At 73.3% G+C, this 17,236-nt stretch carries 9 protein-coding genes and 2 pseudogenes; 5 read left to right on the top strand and 6 right to left on the bottom strand.

Features of this window, described 5'->3' with window-relative positions:
* Window positions 1-44 precede the first annotated feature (44 nt).
* Both AMOR_RS10310 and AMOR_RS10305 read left to right on the top strand, forming a co-directional pair.
* Window positions 45-983: a sensor histidine kinase gene (locus AMOR_RS10310; protein ID WP_248360727.1), complete on the top strand. Its 939-nt coding sequence runs from the start codon at window positions 45-47 to the stop codon at window positions 981-983.
* A gap of 5 nt (window positions 984-988) precedes the next feature.
* Entirely contained in the window at window positions 989-1,681 is a 693-nt protein-coding gene (locus AMOR_RS10305) for a response regulator transcription factor (protein WP_248360726.1), read from the top strand.
* 114 nt (window positions 1,682-1,795) lie between these two features.
* Here AMOR_RS10305 and selA read toward each other — a convergent pair.
* Both selA and AMOR_RS29820 read right to left on the bottom strand, forming a co-directional pair.
* A pseudogene (gene selA, locus AMOR_RS10300) lies at window positions 1,796-3,145 on the bottom strand (L-seryl-tRNA(Sec) selenium transferase); the annotation flags it as partial.
* Window positions 3,146-3,247: pseudogene (locus AMOR_RS29820) on the bottom strand (hypothetical protein); the annotation flags it as partial.
* Window positions 3,248-3,326: 79 nt separating this feature from the next.
* Here AMOR_RS29820 and nuoL point away from each other — a divergent pair.
* From nuoL to AMOR_RS10285, 3 genes are read left to right on the top strand one after another with little or no spacing between them, the layout of a single operon-like run.
* Entirely contained in the window at window positions 3,327-5,354 is a 2,028-nt protein-coding gene (gene nuoL / locus AMOR_RS10295) for an NADH-quinone oxidoreductase subunit L (RefSeq protein ID WP_248360724.1), read from the top strand.
* Window positions 5,355-5,357: 3 nt separating this feature from the next.
* Window positions 5,358-6,989 carry a complex I subunit 4 family protein gene (locus AMOR_RS10290; protein WP_248360723.1) on the top strand — a complete coding sequence of 544 codons (1,632 nt, stop codon included), beginning with the start codon at window positions 5,358-5,360 and terminating at the stop codon, window positions 6,987-6,989.
* Window positions 6,990-6,993: 4 nt separating this feature from the next.
* Window positions 6,994-8,466, top strand: coding sequence for an NADH-quinone oxidoreductase subunit N (locus AMOR_RS10285; RefSeq protein ID WP_248360722.1), 1,473 nt, complete (start codon window positions 6,994-6,996; stop codon window positions 8,464-8,466).
* A gap of 100 nt (window positions 8,467-8,566) precedes the next feature.
* On the opposite strand, the gene AMOR_RS10280 is transcribed toward AMOR_RS10285, so the two are convergent.
* From AMOR_RS10280 to selB, 4 genes are all read right to left on the bottom strand, one after another.
* On the bottom strand, window positions 8,567-8,953 hold the full coding sequence (locus AMOR_RS10280) for a hypothetical protein (protein WP_248360721.1): 387 nt from the start codon (window positions 8,951-8,953) through the stop codon (window positions 8,567-8,569).
* Window positions 8,954-9,238: 285 nt separating this feature from the next.
* Window positions 9,239-10,666 carry a sigma-54-dependent transcriptional regulator gene (locus AMOR_RS10275; RefSeq protein WP_248360720.1) on the bottom strand — a complete coding sequence of 476 codons (1,428 nt, stop codon included), beginning with the start codon at window positions 10,664-10,666 and terminating at the stop codon, window positions 9,239-9,241.
* Between the two features lie 12 nt (window positions 10,667-10,678).
* The gene (locus AMOR_RS10270; RefSeq protein WP_248360719.1) at window positions 10,679-15,262 is read right to left on the bottom strand and encodes a GAF domain-containing protein; all 4,584 of its coding nucleotides are present in this window, start codon (window positions 15,260-15,262) and stop codon (window positions 10,679-10,681) included.
* Window positions 15,262-17,202 (bottom strand): selenocysteine-specific translation elongation factor, encoded by a 1,941-nt coding sequence (selB, locus tag AMOR_RS10265; protein ID WP_248360718.1) that lies wholly within the window; start codon window positions 17,200-17,202, stop codon window positions 15,262-15,264. Before selB ends, AMOR_RS10270 begins: the two co-directional genes overlap by 1 nt.
* Between the last annotated feature and the right edge of the window lie 34 nt (window positions 17,203-17,236).

Here is a 17,236-nt window from a genome sequence, read left to right as displayed (position 1 = left end):
GCGGCGGAGCGTACGGGAGGCCGCTCCGTTAAGATGCGCGCAGGATGAAGCTCCGCCACGTCCTGCCGCTCATCATCGGGTTCGTCTTCGTGCCCGCCGCCCTGATGCTCACGGTGGGCATCCTCATCCTCGTCTACGGCTCGGTGGCGCGGGACTACCTCTTCGGCATCCTCATCCTGGCGCTCGTCGCGACCACCATCGCCGGCACCGCCGCGACGATCGCCATCCTCTACCGCGAGGCCCGCGTCGCGAAGCTCCAGACGGACTTCGTGAACAAGGTCTCCCACGAGCTCCGGACGCCCCTCACGTCCATCCGGATGTTCGTCGAGACGCTCCAGCTCGGGCGCATCGCGGACCCGGTCCGGCAGCGCGAGGCGCTCGAGATCGTCGCCGAGGAGACCGCGCGGCTCTCCGGGCTCATCAACCGGCTCCTCGACTGGGCCCGGATGGAGTCCGGGCGGCGCACCTACCAGCTCACCCGCCAGCCGGTCGAGCCCATCGTCGACCTCGCGCTCCAGGCGTTCGAGCCGCAGCGGCTGCACGGGCAGGTCGAGGTGACGCGCGAGGTCCCGCCGCGCCTCCCCCCGGTCATGGCCGACCGGCAGGCGCTCTCGGAGGCGATCCTGAACCTCCTCAACAACGCCTTCAAGTACACCGGCGCGGAGAAGAAGATCTCCATCGCGGCCGCTGCGTCCGGGCCGACGGTCACCATCTCGGTCTCGGACAACGGGCCGGGGATCCCGCAGCGGGAGCAGAAGCGGATCTTCGACAAGTTCTACCGGGCGCACGATCCGCTCTCGCGGAGCATCGAGGGCACCGGGCTCGGGCTCGCGATGGTGAAGCACATCGTCGTCGCGCACGGCGGCCGCGTCGCGGTGTCGAGCGACGTGGGCGAGGGCGCCACGTTCACGATCACGCTCCCCGCGGTGGTGCTCGAGCCGGCCCCCGCGGCGCAGCCCGCCACCGCGGGCGGGAAGGGGTAGCCGATATGGCCGACCGGATCCTCGTCATCGAGGACGATCCGTCGATCCTCCGGGGCCTGCAGCTGAACCTCGGGATGGAGGGGTACACGGTCCGGTCCGCCGTCGACGGCGAGACCGGGCTCGCGCTCGCGAAGAGCGAGCACCCCGACCTGATCGTGGTGGACGTGATGCTGCCGCGGCTCGGCGGGCTCGAGCTCGTCCGCGAGATCCGCAAGGACGATCCCGACCTGCCCATCCTGATCCTGTCGGCGAAGGGGCAGGAGACGGACAAGGTCGCCGGGCTGCAGCTCGGGGCCGACGACTACATGGTGAAGCCGTTCGGCCTGAAGGAGCTGCTGGCGCGCATCGAGGCGCTGCTCCGGCGCCGGCGCGCGCGGGGTGAGGGCGCCGCGCCGAAGGTGCTCAAGAAGGCGGGCGTGGTCGAGCTCGATCTCGACGCCCGGCGGGCCACCGTCCAGGGCCGGCCCCTGGAGCTCACGAGCCGCGAGTTCGATCTGCTCGCGTGGTTCGTCACGCACCCGGACCGCGTCTACTCCCGCGAGCAGCTCATGGAGGCGGTCTGGGGCTCGCGGTACTTCGGGACCGCGCGCACGGTCGACAACTTCATCGCGCGGCTCCGGGCGCACATCGGCGACGACGCGGAGAGCCCGCGCCACCTCGAGACGGTGCGCGGCATCGGCTACCGCTTCAACCCCTGAGCGTTTGCCGGCAACGCCTCACGCGCGGGGCAGAGCCGGGAGGCTCCCGACGCGCCGGCGGCGCGCGGAGCGTAGCGCCGCACCCAACATGGGAGGCACGGTCCGGCTGCGGCTCTAGGTCGCAAGCGCCGCACGAACCGCGTGGACGAGCGCGTCGTCCTCGCCCGGCATCACCGTGCGCGGATCGAGGACCACGCGGTCCTCCTCGATGCGGCCCACGACCGGCGGCGCGCCGCGCCGGAGCCGGGCGAGGAGCGCGTCGGGCGCGCCGGCGGGGAGGGCGAGCACGAAGGTCGGGACGGTGACCTCGGGCAGCGACCCGCCGCCGACCGCCGAGCGGCCCGGGAGCACCGCGCAGCGCGCGCCCGCGTCGCCGAGCGCGGCCCGCCAGGCCTCCGCGCGCGCCCGCAGCTCCTCCGGCGTGGCCGCGATGGCACGCCAGACCGGGATGGCGCGGATCGCCTCGCCGCGCTCGTAGTGCGCGAGCGTCGCGAGGAGCCCCGCGAGCGTCACCTTGTCGACGCGGAGCGCGCGCATGAGCGGGTGGCGCTTCACGCGGAGCACCGCCTCGCGCCGGCCGGCGAGGATGCCCGCCTGCGGCGCGCCGAGGAGCTTGTCGCCGGAGAAGCAGACGAGGTCCGCGCCGGCACGGACGCGCTCCTGCACGGTGGGCTCGTCGCCGAGGCCGAACGGCCGGGTCGGGAGGAGCGTGCCCGAGCCGAGGTCGTCCACGACCCACAGGCCGCGCCGCCGGCCGAGCTCGACCAGCTCCTCGAGCGGCGTGTCGTGCACGAACCCGGAGAGCCGGAAGTTCGACCGGTGGACCGCGAGCAGGATGCGCGTGCGGGGGCCGACGGCGGCCTCGTAGTCGCGGAGGTAGGTGCGGTTCGTGGTGCCGACCTCGACGAGCGCGGCGCCGGAGCGGCGGAGGACGTCCGGGATCCGGAAGCCGCCGCCGATCTCGACGAGCTGCCCGCGGGAGACGACCACCTCCGGCAACCCGTCGGGCGGCGCGAGCGCGGGCGCCGCGTCCGGCCCGCGTGCGGGCGGCGCGTCCATGAGGGCGGCGAGCGCGAGCATCACCGCCGACGCGTTGTTGTTCACCACCACCGCGGCCTCGGCGCCGGTGAGGCGGCAGAGCGGCGCCTCCGCGTGGCCGTACCGGTCGCCGCGCTCCCCCGCCTCGAGGTCGTACTCGAGGTTCGTGTACCCCTCCGCCGCACGGCGCATCGCGTCGATCGCGGCGGAGGAGAGGGGGGCGCGGCCGAGGTTCGTGTGGATGACCACCCCAGTGGCGTTCACGACGGGCCGGAGCGACCCCCTGGCCGCCTCCTCGAGGCGCGCCAGCACGTCACGCTCGATGGCGTCCGGGGAGGGGCACGGGCGACCCGCCAGGATCGCCTGGCGGTGCCCATCGAGCGCTGCCCGGATGCCCTCCACGACGGCGCCGTGGCCGATCCGCGCGACGAGCCCGGCCCGGGCGGCCGCCTCGAGCAGGCGATCCGTGCGGGGGAGATTGCGGAGGTCCGGCGGCGGGGCGGCGGGGGGGGATTTTGGAGCGGTCATGTCCGCATGCTCCCGGGGTTTTCCGCAGACAAGAGGCTTGTCCAAACCGTCCCGAGAAGGTAATCCTTCGCCCCACCCTATGCCCTCGATCGAAGCCTCGACTGCAGCGGCAGAGTCTTATCTGTGGGCCATCATCCTGCTCCCGCTCGCGGGTGCCCTGATCAACGGGCTCGTCGGGCGGCGCATCGGCAAGGCCAACGTCACGTTGTTGGCCATCGCCGTGATGGTGGGCGCGTTCTCGATCTCGTGCGTCGAGTTCTACCACGTGCTCCACGGCAACACGCTGCACTTCCACGGGTTCCCGTGGATCCAGGTGGCGGGGCCGGACGGTCGCGCGATGGTGACGATCCCGTGGGGTCTCACGGTCGACCAGCTCTCCGGGACGCTGCTCCTCGTCGTCACCGGCGTCGGGACGCTGATCCACATTTACTCCGCGTCGTACATGTCCCATGAGGACGAGGCGGGGTACGCCCGGTTCTTCACGTACCTGAACCTCTTCGTCGCGGCGATGCTCACGCTCGTCCTCGGCGACTCGCTCATCCTCACCTTCGTCGGGTGGGAGGGCGTCGGCCTCTGCAGCTACCTGCTCATCGGCTTCTGGTACACCGATCCGCAGAAGGCGTTCGCGGGCCGCAAGGCGTTCGTCACGAACCGCATCGGCGACTTCGGCTTCCTCATCGGCGTCTTCTCGCTCTTCTCGATCTTCGGGACCGCGAGCTACGGGCAGATCCAGCAGCTCGCCGAGGGCCTGCGGAGCCCGGCGACGACGCTCATCACGAACGGCGTCTTCGCCGGCCACAGCTACCAGGCGGCGATCACCTTCGCGCTCCTCGGCCTGTTCGTCGGCGCGTGCGGGAAGAGCGCCCAGCTGCCGCTCTACGTCTGGCTGCCGGACGCGATGGCCGGCCCGACGCCGGTCTCCGCCCTCATCCACGCCGCCACGATGGTGACCGCGGGCGTGTACCTCGTCGCCCGCAACGCCTTCCTGTTCAGCCTCGCCCCGGCGGCGATGGCGACGGTGACGATGGTCGGCGCGGCGACGGCGCTCTTCGCGGCGCTCATCGCCTTCGTCCAGAACGACATCAAGAAGGTGCTCGCCTACTCCACGGTGAGCCAGCTCGGCTTCATGTTCATCGGCGTCGGCTCGGGCCTCTGGTGGGCGGGCATCCTGCACCTCGTCACCCACGCGTTCTTCAAGGCCTGCCTGTTCCTCGGCGCCGGCTCCGTGATGCACGGCATGGGCGACGAGACCGACGTCCAGAAGATGGGCGGCCTCGCGCGGAAGATGCCCTGGACCGCGCTCACCTTCGGGATCTCGACGCTCGCCATCACCGGCTTCGTCCCGCTGTCCGGCTTCTTCTCGAAGGACGCGATCCTCGCCGGCGTGCACGGGTCGCACAACCCGGTCGCCCCGTGGGTCGGCACCGCCGCGTACACGCTCGGCTCCCTCGCCGCGCTCGGCACCGCCTTCTACATGTCGCGGCTCTTCTTCCTCACCTTCACGGGGAAGCCCCGCACCCACGCCGCCGAGCACGCGCACGAGTCGTCGCCGATTATGACGGTGCCGCTCATGGTCCTCGCGCTCCTCGCCATCGTCGCGCTCTGGCTCGGCCTCCCCGGCATCGAGCCGTTCGCGAAGTTCACCGAGCCGGTCTTCGCCGCCGGGACCGAGCGGCTCCAGGCCGTCGGCCACCTGCCGCACGAGGGGCACGAGGGCATGGGCCCGTTCGTGATCGCGTGGATCATCGCGGCGGCGGGCACGTTCGTCGCCTGGCTCATGTACTCGGGCCCGCTCAGCGCGGCGCCGGCGCGGCTCGCGCGCGCGTTCCCCGCGACGTACCGGTTCGCGGTCGACAAGTTCCGGGTCGACGAGCTGTACCAGTTCCTGGTCATCGAGCCGACCCGGTTCGCCGCGTACATCCTCTGGCGCATCGTCGACGTCTTCGCCATCGACGGGCTGCTCGTGAACGGCGTCGCCCGGGCGATCGGCTTCATCAGCTCCGTGTTCCGGCTCGCGCAGAACGGCGACGTCCAGCGCTACGCCGCCATCATGGCGGTCGCGGCCGCGGTCATCCTCTGGTCGGTCCTGGGCGTGGGAGGGCACTAGCTCGTGAACCTGCTCACCGTCGTCACCTTCGTCCCGCTCCTCGGCGCCCTCGCGCTCGCGCTCGTCCCGCGCGACGAGGCGAACCAGCACCGGGCCCTCACGTTCGTCATCTCGCTCGTCACCTTCGGCCTCTCGCTCGGCCTGTGGTTCGGCTTCGACGCCTCGCCGGGCGCCGCCGAGTTCCAGTTCGAGCAGATGGTCCCGTGGGTGCCGACGATCGGCATCGGCTATCACGTCGGCATCGACGGCGTGGCGCTGCTGCTCATCATGCTCACGACGGTGCTCATGCCCATCGTGATCCTCTCCACGTGGAAGGCCGTCACCGACCGCGTGAAGGAGTTCATGATCGCGCTGCTCGTCCTCGAGACGGCGATGATCGGCACCTTCGCCGCCCTGGACCTCGTGCTCTTCTACGTGTTCTGGGAGTTGATGCTGATCCCGATGTACCTGCTCATCGGCATCTGGGGATCGCAGAACCGCCTCTACGCGACGGTGAAGTTCTTCGTGTACACCTTCGCCGCGAGCGTGCTGATGCTCCTCGCGATCCTGTACCTGTACTTCCACGACGGCGGCACGTTCGACTACGTGGAGGCGCGACGCGCGCTGCAGGTCACGCCCGAGGCGGCCCGCTGGCTCTTCCTCGCGTTCGCCCTCGCGTTCGCGGTGAAGGTGCCGATGTTCCCGCTGCACACGTGGCTGCCCGACGCCCACACCGAGGCGCCCACCGCGGGCTCCGTCATCCTCGCCGGCGTGCTCCTCAAGATGGGCACCTTCGGCTTCTTCCGGTACGCGATGCCGCTCTTCCCCGAGGCGGCCCTCTCGTTCCGGACCGCCATCGGCGTGCTCGCGGTCATCGGCATCCTCTACGGCGCGCTCATGTCCCTCGTGCAGACGGACATGAAGCGGCTCGTCGCGTACTCGTCGGTGTCGCACCTCGGCTTCGTGATGCTGGGCCTCATGGCGCTCTCCGCCGAGGGCCTCACCGGCGGCGTCTACCAGATGCTGAACCACGGCGTGTCGACCGGCGCCCTGTTCCTCCTCGTCGGCGTCCTGTACGAGCGGCGCCACACCCGCCTCATCTCGGAGTACGGCGGCATCGCGAAGCAGGTGCCGGTCATCGCCACGGCGTTCGTCATCGTGACGCTCTCGTCGATCGGCCTCCCCGGCACGAACGGCTTCGTCGGCGAGTTCCTCATCCTCTCCGGCACGTGGCTCTCGCGCCTGCGCTCCTCGGCGGTGTTCGCGACGCTCGGCGCCGTCGGCGTCATCCTCGGCGCGGTGTACATGCTCCTCCTCGTCGAGAAGGTGTTCTTCGGAACGATCAAGAACGAGGAGAACCGGCACCTCCCGGATCTCAGCGTCCGCGAGGGCTTCGTCATCGCCCCGATGATCGTCCTCATCGTGGTGATGGGCCTCATGCCCGCCCCGTTCCTCGCCCCCGCGAAGCCCGCGGTCGACCGGCTCGTGCAGCGGTTCCAGGCCGCCGAGGCGCGGCTCGGGAACGGCCCGCAGGTCGGCACCATCGAGCCCGCCGTCGCCGTGACCGCGCGGACCCCCGCGCCGGCCGCCCCCGCGGCCGCGCCCGAGCCGGGCACCGAGCCCGCTCCGCACCAGCCGCCGTCCGGAGGGATCTAAAGACATGCCCGGCTTCCCGACCCAGGACTTCCTCGCCCTCGTCCCGGTGGCGATCCTCACCCTCGGGGCGCTCGTCCTGCTCATCTCCGAGGTGTTCCTCGTCTCCGGCAAGCGCGGCTACCAGGCGCTCCTCACCTGCGGCTTCGCCGCCGCGGCGGCGTTCTCGGCCGCGCTGGCGCCGCCGTCCGGCAGCGTCTTCGGCGGGCAGGCGGTCACGGACGGCTTCTCCGCGTTCGTCACCGTCGTCGTCTGCGCCGGCCTCGGCCTCTCCGCCCTCGTGGGCGCGGGCTGGCTCCACGCCCGGAACGCCGAGCGCGGCGAGTTCTACGCGCTCGCCATGTTCGGCGCGGCGGGCATGGCCCTCCTCGGCATGTCGACGGACCTCCTCGTCGCCTTCATCTCCATCGAGGTGATGAGCCTCTCGACGTACGCCCTCGCCGCGTACCTGCGCCGCGGCATGCGCCCGGCCGAGGCCGCGTTCAAGTACCTGGTGCTCGGCGCGATCTCGTCGTCGCTCGTGCTCTACGGGTCGGCGCTGCTCTACGGCGCCTCCGGGTCGACGCTCTTCGGGCAACTCCCGAACGGCCGCGGCTCCCCGCTCTACCTCGCGGGCCTCGGCCTCGTCGCGGCCGGCGTGGCGTTCAAGATCGCCGCGGTCCCGTTCCATGCGTGGACGCCCGACGTGTACGAGGGCGCGCCCACCCCGGTCACCGCCTTCATGGCCGCCGGCGTGAAGACCGCCGCCTTCGCGCTCCTCGTCCGGCTCTTCCTCGCCTCCGAGGCCGGCTCGGCGGGACAGACGAGCGCGTTCGGCAAGATCCTCTACGCCCTCGCCGTGCTCACGATGATCTTCGGCAACCTCCTCGCGCTCCCGCAGCGGAGCGTGAAGCGGATGCTGGCGTACTCGTCGATCGGCCACGCCGGCTACCTGATCGTCGGCGTCGTCGCCGCCGGGGTCGCCGGCGCCCGGGAGAAGGCGCTCGCGGGCCTGCTCTTCTACCTCGCCGCCTACAGCGCGACCGTCATCGGCGCGTTCGCCGTGGTGGGCGCCCTCGAGCGGCGGTCGCGCGGCGACCAGGAGCCGAAGGACGCCTGGGACCTCGAGCGCTTCGCGGGGCTCGCCCGGCGCCGCCCGGCCCTCGCGTTCGCGATGACCGTGTGTCTCTTCTCGCTCGCCGGCGTCCCGCCGACCGCCGGGTTCGTCGGGAAGCTCTACATCTTCCAGGCTGCGCTCGGCGCCCAGCTCTACGGGCTCGCGATCCTCGGCATCCTCACGAGCGTGCTCGGCGCGTTCTACTACCTGCGCGTCGTCCTCTACATGTACATGCGCCCCGCGGAGGGCGAGGCGGAGGTCGGGCTCGTGTCGCCGGCGCTCTCCATCGCGCTCGCGGCGGCCGTCGCGGTCGTCGTGGTGTTCGGCGTCTTCGCCGACCCGATGGTCCGGCTCGCCCAGGCGGCGAGCGCGATCGTCATGTAGGGGGCGTGCGCGAGCCCGGAGTCGAGACGGGGCCCCCAGGGGCCCCGTCGTCGTTTCTGGACCAGGCAGGTGCGTCGGCGTCCGTCGCGCGACGGAGACGCTAGCGCGAGGCGGCCCGGAGCCCCGAGCCGCCGCGCTCCACGGACACCGCTGCCGTCGGGCAGCCGCAGGTGAGCTCCGCGACCCGGAAGGGCTTCGCGAGGACCTGGACGCCCGGGTGCCGGTGCGCGAACTGGACGAGGAGCTCCGCGTACGGCCCGGTCATCACCGCCCGGACCCCGGCGCGCGCCGCCGCGTCGAGGAGCGCCTCCGCGTCCGGGAGGTGGACGTCGACCACACAGCAGCGGGAACCCCCGCGCGCGAGCTGGGAGAAGCCTTCCTCGACGCTCTCGACGACCGCGACGGCGTAACCGTCGAGCCGGAGCGAGATCGCGAGCGCCTCCCGGAAGTTCCGGTCGGCGTCGACGATCAGGAAGGAGCACGGCATCCGCGACCTGCTGCGGGCTAGGGGAAGAAAAAAAAGAAGTGCAAAGCGCAGCTGAAGTGGCGGGGGGGGACCTACTTCAACAGGCTGCTTTGCACTTCTGCCTGAGTCCTAGAGCAAGGGCGGTGCCACGGATGACCACGGAGGGGGCGCGACGTCTTTTCGGGTACTTGCGCGCAGGGTGTCGAGAACCTCGGCAAGGGACGACTTGCGTCATTTCCCGCATGCATTGCAGACCTGCAATGTGAGGTTTCACAGGTGAAATAGGCGGGTGGACGGCCGCGCCGGTCATTCCAGCGGAGCGGCGCCGCGGCCCTCTATCGCGAGCCGCTTCATCTTTCGCCAGAGCGTGGTGCCGGACACCCCGAGCTCGCGCGCGACGCGCCCGAGGTCGCCGCCGCAGCGCGTCAGGGCGGCGGTGATCGCCCGCCGCTCGGCGTCCTCGACCGCAGCGGCGAGGGTCGCGACCTGGGTCGCTTCCTCCGGCGCCGCGGCGGCGGGGCGGCGATGCTCGATCTCGACGGCGCTCGCGCGGATCTCGCGCCCCGGCGAGAGCGCCGCGGCCTGCTCGATCATGTTCTCGAGCTCGCGGACGTTGCCCGGCCAGTCGTGCTCGACGAGGCGCGCCGCGGCGTCCGGCGTGAGCACCTTCTCGCCGCCCGTGCGCTGGTTGAAGCGGCGGAGGAAGTGCCCGGCGAGGAGGGGGATGTCGTCGCGGCGCTCGCGGAGGGGCGGGATCCGGATCGGCACCACGTTCAGCCGGTAGAAGAGGTCCTCGCGGAAGCGCTTCTCGACGATGGCGCGGCGGAGGTCCTGGTTCGTCGCGGCGATGACCCGGACGTTCACCTGGACCGGCGTCGACTCGCCGACCCGCCGGATCTCGCCCTCCTGCAGCGCGCGGAGGAGCTTCGCCTGGAACCCGGGCGCGGTTTCGCCGATCTCGTCGATGAAGAGCGTTCCGGCGTTCGCCTCCTCGAACATGCCGCGGCGGGCCCGGGTCGCGCCGGTGAAGGCGCCCTTGGCGTGGCCGAACAGCTCCGACTCGAGGAGCGTCTCGGTGATCGCGGCGCAGTTCACCGGGACGAAGGGCTTGTCGCCGCGCCGGCTCGTGACGTGGAGCGCGCGCGCGACGAGCTCCTTGCCGACGCCGGATTCCCCGGTGATGAGCACGGTCGCGTCGGTTGGCGCGATGCGGAGGACGCGGTCGAGCACCTCGCGCATGGCGGGAGACCGGCCGATGATGTGCTCGAGCCCGTAGCGCTTCCGGAACTCCTCGGCGAAGAGGGACACCTCGCCGACGAGGCGCCGCTTCTCGAGCGCCTTCGCGACGCGGAGGAGCAGCTCGTCCTCCTTGAAGGGCTTCGCGAGGAAGTCGTACGCGCCGTGCCGGATCGCATCGACCGCGGACTCGATCGTGCCGTACGCGGTCATCACGATGACCTGCGTGTCCGGGGCGAGCTGCTGCGCGGTCTTCAGGACCTCCATCCCGTCGACGGTCGGCATCCGGAGATCCGTGAGGACCACGTCGAACGCCTCGTGCTGGAGCCGCTGGATCGCGCTCGCGCCGTCCTCCGCCTCCTGCACGGCGTGGCCCGCCTGGCGGAGCAGGATGGCGGTGGTCGCCCGCATGTTCCGCTGGTCGTCGACGACGAGGACCTTGCCGCCCGACGCGTCGGGGCGGAGGTCCACGGGGGCGGGGATGGCGTCGGCGTCCATGGCGGGGGGATCTCAGCCCTTCACGCCGTCGATTTCAACCGTCCCGACGACCCCGGCGGGCGGCACGAGGGGGAACCGCAGCGAGAACACCGTGCCCATGCCCGGCCGGCTCCTCACGGAGACCTCTCCGCCGTGGCCGTCGACGATGCGCTTCACGACCGCGAGGCCGAGCCCGGTCCCGCTCGCCTTGGTCGTGAAGAACGGCTCGAAGATGCGGTTCCGGACCTCCTCGGGGATGCCCGCCCCGGTGTCCTCGATCTCGAGGAGCGCCGCGCGGTCCTCGCGCTGGGTCCGGACGGTGAGGGTCCCTCCCCGCGGCATCGCCTGGACCGCGTTCACCGCGACGTTCAGCACCGCCTGCCGCACGAGGCGCGCGTCCACCGGGACGAGCGACAGCTCGCCGGGCTCGCGCCGGACCTGGATCGGCGTCTGGTTCTGCGCGAGCGCCGCCGCCACCGCCTCGTCGACCACGCGATCGAGCGGCTCGGGGCGGACCGTGGGCGTGGACGGCCGGGCGAAGTCGAGCAGGTCGCCGACGATGCGGTTCAGCCGGTCCGCCTCCTCTCCCACGATGTCGAGGAGCATCTTCGCGTCGCCCTGCGGCCGGATCATGCGGCGGAGAGAGCCGAGGGAGTTGAAGATGACCCCGAGGGGGTTGCGGACCTCGTGCGCGACGACCGCCGACAGCTCGCCGAGCGCCGCGAGCCGCTCCTGCTGGATGAGCTGCCGCTGCGCGTGCGCGAGCTCGGCGTAGCTCCGCCGGAGGTCCTCGTAGAGGCGCGCGTTCTCCGCGGCCACGGCGAGCTGGTTCGCGATGGCGGCCGCCCGCTCCACCTCGGCGGCGGTGAACCGCCGCGGGCCGCGCGTGTCGGCGATCACCGCGGTGCCGATGAAGCGATCGCGGACGAGCAGCGGCAGGCCGAGCAGCGCCCGGGCGCCCGGCTCGGGGACGACGTCGTCGAGGACCCGAGGATCGGCGAGCGCGTCCTCGACGACGATGGGCTCGCGCCGGTCGTGGACGAGGCTCGCGATGCGCGCGCCGGCGGGCTCGAGCGGGTAGCGCCGGCCGATCAGGTCCGGGCGCGTGCCCCACACCGCGCGCACCTCGAGCTGCTTGCCGTCGTCGCCGAGGAGGCAGAGGACCGCGACCGGCGCATCCACCATCCGCGCCAGGTTGCGGACGCCGGCGTCGAGCACGCTCTCGATGTCGAGGGTCGCGACGAGCGAGCGGCCGACCTCGTGGAGCAGCCCGAGCTCCTCCGCGCGCCGCCGGGTCTCGGAGTAGAGGCGCGCGTTGTCCACGGCGACGGCGAGCTGGCTCGCGATCGCCATGGCGCGGGAGAGCTCGCCCGGCGTGAAGGTGCGCTCCGGATCGCCGGCGGCGACGAGCGCGACGCCGACGGGCTGGTCGCGGACGTGGAGCGGCACCGCCAGGAGGGCCGGGTCCGCCGCGGTCGCGCCCGGCGCGCGGCCGGTGACCGGGGCGCGCGCCTCGAGCGCCTCGCGCGCGAGCGACGGCTCTCCGACGGGGAGCGCGGCGGGGCCGATGGGCGGTCCGCTCGAGGCGGCGCGGCGCAGCTCGGCGCGCCGGACGTCGTCGAGGAGGATCGTGCAGGCGGAGCCGGCCAGCGTCTGGCGGAGGTGCTGGGCGCCGGCCGAGAGGACCTCCTCGAGCTCGAGCGAGGACGAGACGACGCGGGCGACGTCGATGACGGTCGAGAGCTCCGACAGGCGCCCCCGGGCCTCCTGGTAGAGGCGCGCGTTCTCGATGGCCACCGCGAGCTGGTTCGCGACCGCCGTGACGCGCTCGACCTCGGCGTCCTCGAAGCGGCGCGTCCGCTCCGTCTCGACCACGAGCAGGACGCCGAGCGGCTCGCCGCGGAGCAGGAGCGGCGCGGCCACGAGCGATCGCGGCGCGTACCGGCGGCGGACCTCCGGGTTCAGCTCCGGGCTCGCGGCGGCGTCGTTCAGCACGATCGGGCGCCGCTCCTGGATCGCCCGCCACGAGACGCCGCCCTGGCGGAGGATCGCCGCCGAGTCCGCGTACGCCTCCACCGAGCGGTCGGTCGCCGCAGCCACCCGGAGCTCCACGCGGACGGGGTCGTAGAGGAGCACGATGCCGCGGGTCGCGCCGAGGAGCCGGCGCGCCGCCTCCACCCCGGCCGACAGGACCCGGTCGAGGTCGAGGGAGCCGGCCACGGTGCGCCCCATGTCGTTGAGCAGCGACAGCTCCTCGACGCGGCGGCGCGCCTCGGCGTAGAGCTCGGCGTTCTCGAGGCCCACCGCGAGCTCGCCCGCGAGGGCGTTCGCGAGGGCGATCTCGGCGTCGGTGAACGAGCGCCCCGCCTCGTCGGCGAGGAAGAGCACGCCCCGCGTCGTGGTGCGCGACGTGAGGGGCACCACGAGCATCGCGAGCGGCGGCACGTGCGGGTTCCCGCACAGCGCGCTCCGCGGATCCTTCGTGACGTCCTCGCTCCACGCGGGCGCGCGGCGCCGCATCGCCTCCTCCGACAGCTTGTCGTCGGCGAGCGGGATCTCGATCCGCCCCGGCTCGAAGGGAGCGCCCCACGCGGCCACGCCCCGGAGCCGCGCCGCCGGCGAGTCGTCCGAGGCGAGCAGCACCACCGCGGCGCGGCAGCGGAGCGCGCGGGCGGCCTCGCGGCACCCGTCGTCGAGCAGCCCCTGCACGTCGCCCGGCGCGTTGCCGAAGATCCGCAGCGCGAGCGCGTGCACCGCCTCGAGGTCGGAGAGCCTCCGCCGGACGTCGGCGAACAGGCGCGCGTTCTCCACGGCGACGCCGAGCTGCACGCCGACCGCGGAGAGGAGCGTCACCTCGCCGTCGGACGGCGTCTTCGCGGAGCGGCGGCCGAACACCACCGCGCCGACGGCCGACTGTCCCTTCGCGAGGAGCGGGACCGCGATCGCGGACCGGAGCGCCTCCGCCTCGGCGACCTCCGCCGAGATCGGGTCGAACGCGGCGCTGTCGCCCTGCACCGGGCCGAGGCGCTGGATGGCGAGGCCAGGGAGGCCCTCGCCGACGCCGAGCTGCGCGAACCGCCGCGCGGTCGCGGCCTCGATCCCGAACGACGCCACGAGGACGAGCCGCTCGCCCTCGCGCAGGTACGCGGCCGCGGTGTCCGCCTCGAACGTGTCGCAGACGCGCCGGAGGGCGTTGTCGAGGAGGAGCACCGGGTCGAGCTGGCCGGTCGCGAGCGCGACGTCGTTGAGGAGCGTGAGCTCCGCCACGCGGCGGCGGAGGTCGGCGAGGAGGCCGTGCGACTCGATGGCGCCGGCGAGGTGGGCGCCCGCGGCGGCGAGGAGGTCGAGGTGCTCGCCCACGTCGTCGGGCGCGCTCGCGAACCCGGCCGCCATCACGCCCACGACCTTCGAGCGGGCGACGAGCGGCACCCAGGCCGCGGTCGAGAAGGGGAGCCGGGAGAGCTCGTCGACGCCCTCGGCGGCGGCGACGATGCGGGGGATCCGCTCGCGGACGATCTCGCCCAGGGTCGACGCGAGCGGCAGCCGCGCGAACCGCCGCCGCAGCGCCTCCGAGCCGGTCCCGTCGTCGTAGATGCGGACGAGCACGCTCTCCGCGTCGTCGAGCACGAAGACGACGAGCCCGGCGCAACCCGCCGCCTCCTGCAGGATCACGTCCGTCTGCGCGAAGAAGGTGTCGAGGTCGTCCGCGTCTCCGGCGAGCTCGGCGATCCGGTTCAGCGCGGCGAGGTTCGCGTTGTGCCGGGAGAGATCCGCGATGGTCCGGGCGGCGTCCAGCGCGGCGGCGACCTGCGCGCAGAACAGCCGGATCGCCGGCAGGTCGTCCTGCCGGAGCCAGTCGCCGGCGACGGTGAGGTACCGGCGCGAGCCGCTCCGCCCGGAGAGGCGCACCGCGGCGGCCCGCGAGTTGCCGTTCCCGTTCACGAGGGTCCGGACGAACGCGACGTGCTCGTCGGGCACGAAGGTCGCCGCCTCCGCACCCCAGTCGTCGGTGAAGGCGAACCCGTCGGTCCACACGCGCGCGGAGAATCCGTTCGAGCGTCCGAGGTACCCGGCGAGCGGCTGCCCCACGCGGCGCTCGAACTCCGACGCCACCGTCTCCGGCACGCTGATCCACTCGATCCGGACGCCGGCGTCCTCGGCGCACATCAGGGTGGAGGCGAGCCCGAGATCGAGGAGCCCGTCGCGGACGCGCGCGTGCACGCCCTCCTCGCTGCTCTCGTGCTGGATCGACGCGCCGAGCGCGGCGATCGCCTCGAGCCGGAGCCGGCGCGCGGTGCGGTCCGACGCGTCGCGGACGAGGATGACCGTGTCCAGGCCCTCCTGCTCCACGTGGCACTCGACGGGCCGCGTGCCGCCGCCGGGGAGCGCGAGGTCGATCTCGTACTCCGCCGCGATCGGCTCGCCCCGGCCCCGCCGCTCGTGACGGTCCGCGAGCCGGGCCCGGTCGTCCTCGAGGAGGAACTCGACGAACGGGCGCCCGACGACGTCGCTCACGGAGCGATCGGCGAGGGCGGCGATGCCCTCGCTCGCGTAGACGATCCGGTCGTCCCGGATGACCACGATGCCGCTCGGGAGTCGGTGGCCCGGGGCCGCCATCAGCGCCCCTCCCCGCGCAGCACCCGCTTCTCTCCGACCCGGAGCGTCACCTTCTCGCGATCGAAGTACTCGGCGAGCGGGATGACGTGCTTCCGCGTGGCGCCGACGAGGTCCTTGAACTCCTGCGTGGTGATCGCCTTCCGCTCGCGGAGGAACGCGACGAGCCGCTCGCGCAGGCCCTGGACCGCCGCCGCGTCGAAGTGGAGCTCGGCCGAGACGCGGACCACGCGCCCCTCGGTCGCGAGCAGCTTCAGCACCGCCTGCACGTCGGCGGGCGTCGCGGAGACCGCCGACGGGAGCTCGGCGAGCCAGGGCGGGGTGAGGCCGCCCTTCGCGAGCACGCCGGCGACCTTCTCCTTCAGCGCGCCGCCGGTCGCGCCGGCCGCGGCGGCCCGATGGGCCTGCTCGCGGACGTGCTCGCCCTCGACGACGAGCGCGCCGCGCTCGGCCGCCTGCGCGAGGAGCCGCTGGAAGAGGCGCGGGTCCGTCACTGGGGGCAGCCGGCCCCGGAGCTCCTCGCGACCGACGCCCGCCGCGAGCGGGTGCTCGCGGTGGAAGGCGCGGACCGCGTCCGCGATCCGGCGCGCCAGGTCCGCAGCGACCGGGCCTGCCACGTACGCACGCCGCTCGCGGTCGAAGAGGAGCGCCTCGCCCTTCGCGCCGAGCCGGTCGAGGGCCGCCTGCACCGCGCGCGGGGAGAGGGTCGTCCGCCCGGAGACCGCGGCGACGTCGAGCCCGGCCGGCCCCCCCATGGCGAGCACCGCGCCCACCCGCGCGTCGGCGTCGCCGCCGGCCAGCACCGCGAGCTGCGCGAGCGCCTCCGGACGCCCGCGGCGCCGCTTCGGGGCTGCCGGCGCGAGCACGCGCCCGCCGCCCACCGTCTTGCCGCGGCCCTCGAGGACGGTGAAGCCGCGCAGGATGAAGCGCTGGCCCGCGAGCGCCGCGACGGGCGCGCCGAGCCGGAGCTGCGCGAGCGCGGTGTCGCCGGGGCGGAGCTCGGCGCGATCGAGGAGCGCCACCGCCGCGGGTACCTGTGCCGTGCCGATGTGGAGGAGGAGCTTGGCCCGGTGGCGGAGCGCCTTCGGCGCCGCGGCGAGCAGGGTCACCTCGACGTCCAGGATCGACGAGGCGGGCACGCCGCCGGGGTGGACCAGCGCCTGCCCGCGCGCGATGGCCGCGGGCTCGATGCCGGGCAGGTTCACCGCCGTCCGCTGTCCGGCGAGCGCGCGCGGCGTCGCCTTCCCGTGCACCTGCACGGTCCGCACGCGGAGCGCGTCGGCGCCGGGCGGGGCGGGGAGGAGCGCGGCGGCGTCGCCCTCCGCGACCTGTCCGGACAGGATCGTGCCCGTCACGACCGTACCGAACCCCTTCAGCGAGAACGCGCGATCGACCGGGAGGAAGAAGGGGCCGTCCGCCGGGCGCTCGGGGACCTCGGCGGCGAGCGCGGTGAGCGCCTCGACGAGGCGGTCGAGGCCCTCGCGGGTGGAGGACGACACCGGGAGGATGGGCGCCCCCTCGAGGAACGTCCCGCGGGTCACCTCGCGCACGTCGCCCTCGAGGAGCGGCAGCCACTCCGGGCCGAGTCCGGGGAGGAGGTCCGCCTTGGTGATCGCGACGACGCCGCGCGGCACGCCGAGGAGCCGGCAGATGTCGAGGTGCTCGCGCGTCTGGGGCATGACGCCCTCGTCCGCCGCGATGACGAGCACGACCAGGTCGATGCCCCCGGCGCCGGCCGCCATCGCGCGGACGAAGCGCTCGTGGCCCGGGACGTCCACCACGCCGGCGACGGTGCCGTCCGCGAGCGGGAGGTGCGCGAAGCCGAGCTCGATCGTGATCCCGCGCCGCTTCTCCTCGCGGAGCCGGTCGGTATCGATGCCGGTGAGCGCGCGGACCAGGGACGTCTTGCCGTGGTCGATGTGACCGGCCGTGCCGATCACCACGCGCCTGCCGCGCGGCAGGGTCCCCCCACCACTT

The organism is Anaeromyxobacter oryzae (genome assembly GCF_023169945.1).
GTDB lineage: Bacteria > Myxococcota > Myxococcia > Myxococcales > Anaeromyxobacteraceae > Anaeromyxobacter > Anaeromyxobacter oryzae.
This window is presented reverse-complemented; position numbering and strand designations above follow the sequence as displayed.

Bases quoted from the DNA above. Each gene is read 5' to 3' on its own strand.
- AMOR_RS10310 (WP_248360727.1), top strand. From the start codon at position 45: ATGAAGCTCCGCCACGTCCTGCCGCTCATCATCGGGTTCGTCTTCGTG.
- AMOR_RS10275 (WP_248360720.1), bottom strand. From the start codon at position 10,666: ATGGACGCCGACGCCATCCCCGCCCCCGTGGACCTCCGCCCCGACGCG.
- AMOR_RS10285 (WP_248360722.1), top strand. From the start codon at position 6,994: ATGCCCGGCTTCCCGACCCAGGACTTCCTCGCCCTCGTCCCGGTGGCG.
- AMOR_RS10270 (WP_248360719.1), bottom strand. From the start codon at position 15,262: ATGGCGGCCCCGGGCCACCGACTCCCGAGCGGCATCGTGGTCATCCGG.
- AMOR_RS10280 (WP_248360721.1), bottom strand. From the start codon at position 8,953: ATGCCGTGCTCCTTCCTGATCGTCGACGCCGACCGGAACTTCCGGGAG.
- nuoL (WP_248360724.1), top strand. From the start codon at position 3,327: ATGCCCTCGATCGAAGCCTCGACTGCAGCGGCAGAGTCTTATCTGTGG.
- AMOR_RS10305 (WP_248360726.1), top strand. From the start codon at position 989: ATGGCCGACCGGATCCTCGTCATCGAGGACGATCCGTCGATCCTCCGG.